Source organism: Microcoleus sp. N3A4 (assembly GCF_036701805.1).
Lineage (GTDB): Bacteria > Cyanobacteriota > Cyanobacteriia > Cyanobacteriales > Microcoleaceae > Microcoleus.
Map to the genome: position 1 here is coordinate 49,439 of NZ_JAUBRJ010000005.1, position 10,933 is coordinate 60,371.

Consider the following 10,933-nt stretch of genomic DNA (forward strand, 5'->3'; position numbering starts at 1 on the left):
TGGGCATTGGGCATTAATCTTCCTTCTTCCTTCTTCCTTCTTCCTTCTTCCTTCAGAATTACCAAGGCGAACCGATCATGGTAAAAGCGGCCCAATAATAAGGATGCGACAAATTTCGATCGCCCCTGGCGGCCAACTCCGACGGTAAAGGCAGAGCTTGATTGTTGCCCGATCGCATCAAATAACCGTCTTGCAACCGCACTTCACCCCGCAGCATCGCCAACTGCGCTTGCCGCAAAGCCTCAGCCTTAATCGGCGCTGTACGCAACTGCTGGTAAAACTCAGTCATCAGCCCCAAAGTACCGACATCGCTGACATACCACAAACTGGCCAAAGCCGATTTTACCCCCGCGTGCACCGCCAACCCCGCAAACCCCAACTCAGCTTGTTCGTCTCCCACCGCCGTAGTACACGCACTCAAAACCAACAACTCCACCTGCGGGTTAGATAACTTCAACTGATCCAACTGATTCAACCGCAACTTAGTATCCCAAAACTGAATGTAAGAATTTTCTGCCCCCCCTGGCTGAAAATCGCCGTGAGTAGCTAAATGAATAATTTTGTATTGCGATTGATTGCGCTTATCCTTCAAATTTGCCAAAGTAAAAGCTTCATTGAGAAAAGACGAACCGGGCCAAATCTTGCCCACAATTGTCGATATTTCCAGCGGCACTGCCGGCAAAGGATTTTGATCGTATTTGGCAGGAAAATTCGACGCACCCATCGCCAAAACTTCAGAACTCTTAACATCGGCATAGCGAGTATCAGTTAAACTCAAACTTGGAATCAGCCCCAAACTGTACTTTTCTACCAAAAACTGCTTGCCGTCGTAAAGAGCAGCCAAAGGCAAAGTCCGCAAACCGGCATCCATCGAAAACACTAAGGTTTCAATGTTGTTAGCATCCAATTCCGGTTGCAGCGGTGCAATTAACCACTGGTAAAGTTCCTCGGCAGGTTCCTTGTAATCAGCAGAATTCAATCTCCTGGGAGTTCTGATAGCATTAGTGAATTCTTTAGCAACTTGCAGCACTGTCTCGCGGCTTGCAGGCACGCTTTTAAAAAGACTTTTGCCGTCTGGCAATAACAGCACAAGTTCTAAATGTTTCTCTTTCGCCCACACGTAAAGGATAGCGGGTTTAACTCCCGTCAAGCGATTGACGCTGCTGAGAGTATCTCGAATGCTTTGCTGCGTGACTGACTTTCGATCGAGATTGCCCCCAAAGTAACGTTCAAATTCCTGGCCCTGAGTTCTATCTCTTTGCTGCACTGCGTCGATCGGATTTATTTGCCCGATCGAACTCGATCGAGAAATCTCAGGAACCCTCACATTCCCGATACTTTCTGCACTCACCGCACTCGCCGGCTTCTGTGCAGTTGCCGCCGCGCTGCCGTTTTCTGTCGCCGCAGGCGCGCCAAAATTGTCTGTTAACACCGACTGCGACAGCAGTACCGAGCCGGTCGCAGTCTCCTTTGACCCCGCCTCAACAGGCGCAGCAGCAGTTTCTGGTGAGACATTTGCGGTACTGCTCTTTGGCGCAGATGCTGCGGGAGCGAGACTCACCTGAGTCACAATTTGTTGAGAATTGTCTGTAGTTTTTAGTGCCACGCTGGTAGTTGGTGCCGGACTCGGCACGATCGCCAGCGGCCCGATAGCAGTTGAGGAGGTGGCAGTGTTCGACTTCGAGTTTCCAGTCCCAACAGTCGCCACCGTGCAGGTTCCCGACGAGCAAGTGCTTTGCAGCAGCGTCTGCGAACCCGATCGAACCAGCCCCTCTGTAGAAATGCTGACGCTGGCGCGATCGGCAGCCGTTCCCGTTCCCGCAGCCTGAAACGTTCCCCCAGCCTCGATTTCCACATCGCCGCCCGTATTGCCGCGAGCTTTGATCGAAACAACTTCAACATCTTTCTGCCCGGTAATTTTGCTCGAACCGGCAGGTCCCGACTCCGAACTCGAGTTGATCACCCCTGTCACGATCCGCCCCGGCGCCGCAATCGAGATATCTCCGCCGCTTTTGGCACCGAAAGCATCGATGTTGCCCGCTTCTACCGAACCGGCGCTGTGGATGTTGATATCGCCCGCCGCCCCGGAAGCCGATCGAGATGAAACCCTACCAGCAGTCAAGCTGCCTTGACTGCTAGTGATGTTAATCCCCGCAATCGAGGTAACGTCCCCAACATTCACAGTACCGGCGATCAGAGCGATCGTGGCGTTATCAGTTCCGACGATCGCACTTGTTCCCACGATCGCGCCTGTGCCAAAGGGCGATTGAATCGTCGTCGGGTCTTGAAATGTCACCGCCACTGGCGTTGAATTGGGCGTTCCAGAACCAATCGAGATCGCACCGCTACCGTCAGAAAGCCCGATCGCGATCGAAGCAAACCCGTTCCGAAAAGTGTTCAATTCAGCAGCAGTCAAGTCCAAAGCCTCTGTCTCAGCAGCACCGGCAATAGTAATATTCTGAGCCGGATCTGCCGGTTGCAGCACCAGATTGCCGTTGCTGGCGATCGAATTTTTGTCGCCCGTCAAGTCAATTTCGTTGCCCGTCAGGGTAATATTTCCTCCGGTTTGCGAGCCGCCAGCTTGGATCGCCCCTGCAGTGACTCCATTGGGCCCCGTCAGCGTCACATTCCCCGCGCGATCGCCCCTCGTGTCGATCGCCCCTGCAGTCACCGTGCCCTCTGCGGTAACGCTAACATCTCCCGCCTCCGAGCGCGGCACTTTGGCAGAATTGACAGAAGTGTTGATGGTGAGGGCAGTTCCAGTACGTAGCTGACCGGTTGTGACATTGCCCGCTGTGCTGGCGATGCGAATTTCCTGATTGTTGGTAGTGATATTTCCGGTGCGGATATTGCCGTCAGCTTTGAGAGTAATTGAGGCATTGTCGGCCCCTGTCAAGGAACTTGTGGTAGTAATTGTTCCCAAACCCGCCGGCGATTGAATAATGAGCGGGTCATAAAATGTGAAATCGTTAGCAATCAGAATCGAACCGATACCGTTGCTGCGGCCGATCGTAATTCCAGCAAACCCATTTTCCAAACTTCCAAGGTCGTTTGCCGTCAGATTCAAATAAATATCAGTGCCGACATTTCCAGAACCGCCGATCGCAATATTTTGACCTGAACTCCAAGGTTGCAGTACCAAAAAGCCTGTGCCGCTGACTGAATTTTTGCCACCAGTCAAATTAATTTCATTACCAGTCAAAGTAATGTTTCCCGAACCCCCTGCGACGAAGCTCACACCCAGAACATTCCGAGCCGTCAAAGTTACATTTCCCGCCGCTTCCTGGCCGCTGGCATCAAGTTTTTCTGCCGTTACGTTCAGGCCTTCGAGTAAAATATTCCCGCTGGTTCCGGTGCTGGAATTCGATGAAGAAATATTGGTGGCAACGGTTGTTCCCGGACTAATTAAACTAATATTTCCGCCGTTGCTCGACAAATTGCCTGCCGTAATTTGGTTTCCCGAAATGGCGATCGCACCGCCAGCCGTGCTAATTGTATCTCCAGAATTCATCGAAAAAACGCCCGCGCCGCTGCGATCGGCATCTGCTCTCAATGTTACCGAACCAGTAGTTGCTTGAAAGCTCAACTGATTGTCCGCCAAATCAGCAATTGTAATATCGTTGAGCGCTTCTAGAACCACATTTGACGTAGCCGACATACTTTCCAAAGCTCTAGCCGAAATTGTCAGCGAAGGCTCAGAATTGTTTGGCTGTGGTGGTGGCGTTCCTGTTGACAAAATATTATTGTTGGCAATTATTGCCGCATCGCCGGTACCTTCTGGGGAATCTGTAATTAAAATATTCTCTGGATCTAACAGCAAAGTCCCCAAACCGTTTGTCCCGGAAGTATCGACAGTACCGTCAAAAATCAATCTTTGCTTGCCCGAAACTTCCACAAACCCGCCAACACCTGCGGTTTCCGTTGCAGAAACGCCATTCGCGCTGATGCTGCCCAAAAATGCTGTCGTGTTGTCAGCCCAGACAAAAACTCTGCCGCCGTTGCCTGATTGAGTTGCGTTGGCGGCGATCGAACTTTTGCCATCCACGTAAGTCATCCCGGCATTCGGCACAGTTCCCTCGCCTCGGTAATCTCCCCCGATCCGCACCGTTCCGCCGCCGTCGATCCCCGAAGCCTCAATCTTCGCTCCCAACAGCCCTACCTTGTCGCCCAACACGTTGACGCTTCCTCCCGCGCCCCCCCTGGCAGACACGTCCGCATCACCCGCTACCAGCGCAGTTCCAGCACCTGCAGGCACTGTTTGGCCGCCCGTCAGCACGACTTCACCTCGATCGTTCGTAGTGATACCCGTAGCGTTAGCCGCGCCGGGGCCCGAGAGCAGCCGGGGTAAACTCTGGGGAGAGAAGGGAAGAGCTTCCGAACCCGACACTCCCGCAGCCGGAGAAACTTCTAAACTCAGCAAAAGTCCGTTTTGACTCAACCGCACCAGATTTTCGCCCGGAACAGCCGCCACAGTAATTTGACCGCCTGGGGCTGAAAGTTGCCCTGTACTGATGACCGTACCGCCCAGCAAAGTCAAATTTTCCCCCGTGCCGACAGCCAAGTTACCGGCATTGACAATACTCCCCGGCTGTGTGCCAAAAGCAAAAGCATTAGGCGTTCCGACTAGGGCTGCGTAGTCGTTCGCCCCTGTACTGTTGAACCAACGATCGTCAAAACCGATACCGCTAGCGGTGGTAGCAAAAAAAGACCCGGACACGTCGAGTCGGGCATTCGTTCCAAAAATAATCCCTGCAGGATTCATCAGCAACAAGTTAGAATTGCCGCCGCTAACTTGAATTAGACCGTTAATTAAGGAAGCGTCCCCGCCGACAACGCGGCCGAGGATATTTTTAACGGTTGGGTTGGAGATGAAATTGGCAGTTTCGCCAGAATTCAGACCGAACCGAGTAAAACTGTGGAACAGATTTGCTCCGTCTCTGGAGGGTGTGCCACCTTGAATGTCGTAGCGAGGGGGCGACCCTGTACCTGGGGCGGTGACAGTGGTTCTGGTGCCGTCTGGGGCTGGAGTAATAGATTGTGCCGCAGCAATTTGAGATTGGGGATAAATTGCCACGAGTACCCATCCGCTGCTGTTTTCTTTGAGGAAAACCAGGTTGGGGAAAAAATCTACTATCAAAAATCCAGCAAGGGGAATTGCTGCCAGAATCGACCGCACAGCACGTTGAGCATTCATAAGTTTGCCTCGGTCTAGACCTTGATTCGAGTTTAAAATTGAGATTTTAGGTAAAAAAGAGTCGATCGCACCCGAATGCTGACACTTCCTAACGCTAGTTCTCGATCGCAAATCTTAAATTTTCAGTCTAAATTTGATTGTGTCACCAACATAGCAAAGACAGATAGTAAGTGTCGAAACCCAGGAAATTTAAACAGCGAAAATTATGAGCGATCGAATTGTGCGTCTGATCGGTTTAACTGGGGGCATCGCCACCGGTAAAACCGCTATATCTAATTATCTGAGAGATGCCTGGGGATTTCCGATTTTAGATGCTGATATTTACGCCCGCGAAGCTGTGAACCCAGGTTCGCCAATACTGGACTCTATCGTAGAACGATACGGCGCCCTTATTTTGCTCCCCGACGGCAATTTAAATCGGCCAGAGTTGGGAAATATTATTTTTTGTAACGCAGCCGAGCGGGAGTGGTTGGAACAACAGATTCACCCTTATGTCCGCCGCCGATTTGTTGAGGAAACTCAAAGCTGCATTGCTGCATTGACTCCGGTATCGCAAGGCACACGTGACTTAAGTAAAAAAACTCAAGAAACCGGGTTTTTTCAGCGCGATCGCGAGCTAGAACGAAGTATTGTTGAAAAAAACCCCGGTTTCTGCGCCCCGACTGACACGTTGACTTTGGTTTTGGTAGTGCCGCTGCTGTTTGAAGCTAACATGACTGACTTGTGTACCGAAATTTGGGTGGTGTACTGTTCGCCGGCAGTGCAGTTAGAACGATTAATGCAGCGAGACGGCTTGAGTTACGATCGAGCTAATGCCCGCATTAACGCCCAGTTGCCCCTAGCTCAAAAGTGTCAACAAGCTGATGTTATTTTGGACAACTCGTCAACCCTTGACTCGCTTTTGGTGCAGGTAGATGCCCAAGTCAGTCGATTTGAGATTTGAGATTTGAGATTTGAGATTGACTCCACGATTTTGTGAACGAGCTTTTTTTCCCGAACCGCTTTCGACTCGTCCTTCGGAGCGGCGTGCTAGCCATCTTGACACAAAGCAAGAGAGACAAAAAAAGAAAAAAGGTTCACAATTCATTTCAAAATACCATAACAACCATTTATGAAGTTAATCTGAAAGATTAAACATTGCTTTCTTTCAGGAAGATCGTGCACCAAAATATTTATACAGCATATTCCATGTATATGCGGTACACACAACAAAGGTCGTAAGTAAGGTGCGTCGCCACCCGTCAATCTGCAAGTTCCATTAAACACGAGCAGCGACGCACCCTACATAACACGTACCGCACAATATAGCTTTATAGTGTACTTCACGAACCACCGAATATGCTGTATGTAGGGTGCTGATGACGCGCCTCTATAATCTGCTATTTTGTCTTTAATTCGAGGGTGGCTTCCTAATATCAATAAATTATGAAATTAATCTGAACAGTAGTAAATATTTATAATTTGCGGTTGTTGTTTCCTGGTTTGCAGAGTGTTTAAAGAGGATTTTAGGGGTGATACCATTTTAAATTATAGATTAAAAAATTGGGAATGACTTATGAGTTAAGGGTTTGGAGCGGGTCTAAAGTTGCATTTTTTTAAACTGGGGTTGAATTTTGCTGGTTGGTCGCAAGTAGCAGACAGCTCGAACTTGCGAGCGAACAAGCGAGCTAGATGAAGGGTTTCAGCCGTTTTTCAGGAAAAATCAAAATAATTGCTGGTGCCGTCAATTACTAATTGATGGTTTCGCCGCAATTATTTTTTTTTATCCTGATAGCAGAGTACAGACTCCGTATCAAGAAGGGGAAAATACAAATACCAAAATTTATGATCGGCGTTTACTCTTCCATCCTGATGTCAAGCCTGTTACTGAGCGGCACCGCAGTTAACGCTCAAAGCTTAGAAACTCGATCGACCTTTTTTGATCGACACAACTCTGCTCCCGAAATTTTAACCGCTCTAGCCGACATTCAGACCTTTTACGCAGATAACGATAACGATAAAGATACGCCGCCAGAACGAGGAAGCGGGAGATAAAGCCGAAAAAAGCGATAATTGCAGGGAATTAGGGAATTACGGGGAGAATCGAAAATTGGGAGAAGAAGAGAAAACTTGAAGATTTCAATTCATGAATTCAGGACTTACGTACTGCGTACCAAAAAACCGATTTTTTAGCGGTATTTGACGGCTCAAGACCTAATTTTTGGCTATTCCGGTTTTTTGGCCAAGCATACTTAAGATATCAGATGCCACAAACAGGCGCGAACTGTTGCACTCAAAAAAATAAAGGTAAAGCGCGAGTAGGAATTTTGCGCTTTACCTTTATTTTTTAAACTTTTGAAGCTTTAATCTTCTTCAGCAGCTTCACCACCAACAACGACATCGCGAATCCGCAAACTCGGGCCGCCGCAGCCGACGGGCAAACCGCTTTGTCCTGCTTTCCCGCAGCCGCCGGATTCATCCCAGTAGAAATCGTCGCCGATCGCCTCAATATCGGCTAAAGTGCTGAAAACATTACCCGAAAGAGTCACGTCCCGCACTGGTTCGGCCAATTTACCATTGCGAATCATCCAAGCTTCCCCAGCACCAAAAGTAAACATTTCGCCGTTAGTCATGCCGCCCTGCCAATTGCGGGCATAAACTCCTTCAGAAATGCCAGAAAATAGATCGGCCACCGGTGTGGTACCCCGTTCGATCCAAGTATTGGTCATGCGGACGATCGGCGGATAATGATAATTCAAACAGCGAGCGTTGCCAGTAGGCGTTTCTCCCAACTTGCCCGCAGTTTCCCGCGAGTGCAGCCGCCCGACTAAAGCGCCGTCTTTAATTAACTGAGTAGTAGTCGCGGGAGTGCCTTCGTCGTCGTAGAAATAGCTGCCGCGGTGTCCCTCTGGCGCTGCACCGTCGAAAATTTGCAAGTTTTCTGGGCCGAACTGGCGGCCGAGTGTCATAATTTCCAAAATGTCGGGATTTTCGTAGGCCATGTCGGCTTCGGAAAGGTGTCCGAAGGCTTCGTGGACGAACAATCCGGTCAGAATTGGGTCGATGACGACGGTGTAGGTGTTGCCTTGGACGGGGGGTAAGGCTAGGGAATCTACGGCGCGCTGGGCGGCGCTGCGAACTTGAACGTCAAGTTCGGTTAAATCTTCGTAAGCTTTGCGGGAACCGGTGGTTTCGCGGCCGGTTTGTACGGTTTCCCCGCTGCGGGCGGTGGCGCCAAAGCGCATTTCCATGTCGGCCCAACCTTGTTCGAGCATTGTGCCTTCGGAGGTGGCGAGGATGATGCGCTGGGTGCTGTCGCCGTAGCGCACGGAGACGGTGGCGATGCGGGGGTCAATGCTGCGGAGAATCGCCGCGTAGCGATCGCACAATTGCTTTTTGTCAATTAGGGGAACCAGACGGGGGTCTGTTCCTGTCAGCGGCAGCAAGCAAATGTCTTGTACTGGGGTGACAGGTGCCAGAATCGTTTCTTCTTCGCCGATCAGTTTGGCCGCGGCGATGGCTTCTTCGATTCTTTCGGCGAGGGTGGAAAGTCGGTTAAAACTGGCAAAGCCCCAGCCGCCTTTGTGACAAGCTCGGACTTGGCCGCCAATTGAGACTCCTTCGCTGAGGGTTTCAATTTTTTCGCCCCGCAGCAGGATGTCGGTGCCTTCGGCTTCTTCGAGTCGAATTGCTAGATAATCGACTTGGTTGCGGTAGCGTGCCATTAAGTCAGACAGCAGATTTTTCGAGTCGGCGATCGAGGTGGGCATAAGGAAAGCACGGTGTTTAACTGACTTCATTTTGCACTTTTGTCAGGGCGATCGGTCTGGTTTGTCCAAAATATCGCCCCAAGCACGGAGATTGCGACTTATTGGTACGGTTCTGCCAATGTCGTTAGTTGACAAATATGGATATCCTGTGAGTTAGGAGCAAGACGCAAGAAATTGTGCGGGATTTTTCGATCCTGCTGGTGCTTGAATTCTAACTCCTGAACTTTTCTATAAATAAATACTTCATCCTTCATGCCTCCGAAGGTGGGTTTATAACTGTGAATACTTACTTTCTACCAACAATAAGCGAAATTTTAGCCTCCGAAGGCCCTGAAAATGACCTCAGTCCCAGGGACGCGAGGTTAGCAGCAGAAAAGAACCGCCCTAGGTGTTCTGCCAGCCGCGGCGCTTCCCGGCTGAAAGCCCAACAGGAATGGTACGGGGCGATCGCAGCTTTGAATCAAATGCTCGACCGGCAAAAAGCAGGACAAAAAACAGATTCTTTAGCAACCAATTGTCGATCGACAATTCCCAATTCTTGTGAGGGATTGGTTTTGTCCGGCCCGTCTTCGGTTTTGACTGACCCCGCTTTGGCTTCTGGCTTTGCCAATTGGATTTTTACCAGTATTCCAGACAACGATGCAGCTTTGTGGTCTTTTCGGGCCCGACAAAGTTTAGCTTTGCTCCCAGCAGCGGCAGACGATCGAATATCAGTGCCTGCAGCAGCGCCTGCGCTGGCTTTGGCAAGTGGCGATCCCTTGGCGAACGAGCAGTTTTGTTTGGTTTTAACTGCTAGTTTTAGCCTGGTGATGGTTTTGGGTGAAAATTCAGCGGGAATTCCGGCTTTTTTATTTTCTTTCGACCCGCAAGTAGTCGCCAAAGCTTGGGAAGTTTTGCGGCGCAGGGTGACTGAAAGCGACAGTTTGCTTGCCAATTCTGACGGCGGCTTCAATTTGCCAGTTAGCCAATTAACTAATAATTCTACTAAATTAGACGCGCTGTTCGAGCAGTTTTTGCCTGTCGATCCAAACTATCAAACTGTCGCGCATTTCAGCCGCTTACTGTTGCATAATTTACCTGTTGGAAAAGAGGAAGCAGGCAGGGTAAAGGATGAAAGAATTGATGATGGTTTGAGCCAGAGGCATCAAAAGTTATCGGCTACAAATATCAACTGCAAATCTCCAATTCCTCTCGCTACTAAAGAGGTGGAATTGCTACAGGCGATCGCCCACGAAGTCCGCACTCCTTTGGCTACCATTCGCACGCTGACTCGGCTGCTGCTGAAGCGCCCCAAACTCGATCCGGTAGTGATCAAACGTTTGGAAATGATTGATGCTGAGTGTACCGCTCAGATCGATCGCTTCGGTTTAATTTTCCGCGCCGTGGAATTGGAAATGTCGCAAGCTAAAAATTCCTGCGTGCACCTAACAGCAATGTCCCTCGGTGAAGTGCTGCAAAATAGCATTCCCCGCTGGCAAAAACAGGCGACTGTTCGCAACCACACTTTGGAAGTTATTGTGCCGCAAAAGTTGCCGGCGGTAGTCAGCGATCCGACGATGTTAGATCAGGTTTTAACTAATTTGATTGAGAATTTTACTCGAACTTTGCCCTCGGGGAGTCACATTCAGGTGGAGGTGACATTGGCGGGCGATCAGTTAAAGTTGCAGTTGGAATCGGAACACCTACCTGAAGGTAATGGCGCATCGACTTTTGCAGCTAAGGCGAATGCTCCTTTGCGATCGATCGGGCCTTTGTTGATGGTGCAGCCGGAGACGGGAAGTTTGAGTTTAAATTTAAGCGTGACTAAGAATTTATTTCGGGCTGCAGGCGGGAAGTTGGTAATTCGCCAGCGCCCTGAAAAGGGTGAGGTGATGACGGTATTTTTGCCGCTGCAATAGTCATTAGTCATATCATTTCCGGTTGCATCGGAATTATATATTTGGATGGTCAGTGCGAGCGTCCATAGCGAACGATCCATGTCGTTCGCTAT

General features: G+C 49.9%; 5 protein-coding genes. 3 read left to right on the plus strand and 2 right to left on the minus strand.

Annotated features, from left to right (window positions below):
• Nucleotides 1-58: 58 nt before the first annotated feature.
• Nucleotides 59-5,194, minus strand: a complete 5,136-nt coding sequence (locus QUA56_RS04585; protein ID WP_333353836.1) for a CHAT domain-containing protein — start codon at nt 5,192-5,194, stop codon at nt 59-61.
• A gap of 205 nt (nt 5,195-5,399) precedes the next feature.
• On the opposite strand from QUA56_RS04585, the gene coaE reads away from it, so the two are divergent.
• Both coaE and patX read left to right on the plus strand, forming a co-directional pair.
• Complete coding sequence (gene coaE, locus QUA56_RS04590) at nt 5,400-6,137, plus strand: dephospho-CoA kinase (RefSeq protein WP_333353839.1); 738 nt, start codon at nt 5,400-5,402, stop codon at nt 6,135-6,137.
• An 881-nt stretch (nt 6,138-7,018) separates the two neighbouring features.
• A complete protein-coding gene (gene patX / locus QUA56_RS04595) occupies nt 7,019-7,228 on the plus strand; it encodes a heterocyst-inhibiting protein PatX (protein ID WP_333353842.1) in 210 nt (69 codons plus the stop codon).
• A 308-nt stretch (nt 7,229-7,536) separates the two neighbouring features.
• On the opposite strand, the gene QUA56_RS04600 is transcribed toward patX, so the two are convergent.
• On the minus strand, nt 7,537-8,943 hold the full coding sequence (locus QUA56_RS04600) for a TldD/PmbA family protein (RefSeq protein ID WP_333354066.1): 1,407 nt from the start codon (nt 8,941-8,943) through the stop codon (nt 7,537-7,539).
• 278 nt (nt 8,944-9,221) lie between these two features.
• Here QUA56_RS04600 and QUA56_RS04605 point away from each other — a divergent pair, with 278 nt between their 5' ends.
• Nucleotides 9,222-10,841 (plus strand): HAMP domain-containing sensor histidine kinase, encoded by a 1,620-nt coding sequence (locus QUA56_RS04605; protein WP_333353845.1) that lies wholly within the window; start codon nt 9,222-9,224, stop codon nt 10,839-10,841.
• The last annotated feature ends 92 nt before the right edge of the window (nt 10,842-10,933 follow it).

What these genes read in the sequence shown, in the direction of transcription:
- QUA56_RS04585 (WP_333353836.1), bottom strand. Translation starts at nt 5,194, where the DNA reads ATGAATGCTCAACGTGCTGTGCGGTCGATTCTGGCAGCAATTCCCCTT.
- coaE (WP_333353839.1), top strand. Translation starts at nt 5,400, where the DNA reads ATGAGCGATCGAATTGTGCGTCTGATCGGTTTAACTGGGGGCATCGCC.
- patX (WP_333353842.1), top strand. Translation starts at nt 7,019, where the DNA reads ATGATCGGCGTTTACTCTTCCATCCTGATGTCAAGCCTGTTACTGAGC.
- QUA56_RS04600 (WP_333354066.1), bottom strand. Translation starts at nt 8,943, where the DNA reads ATGCCCACCTCGATCGCCGACTCGAAAAATCTGCTGTCTGACTTAATG.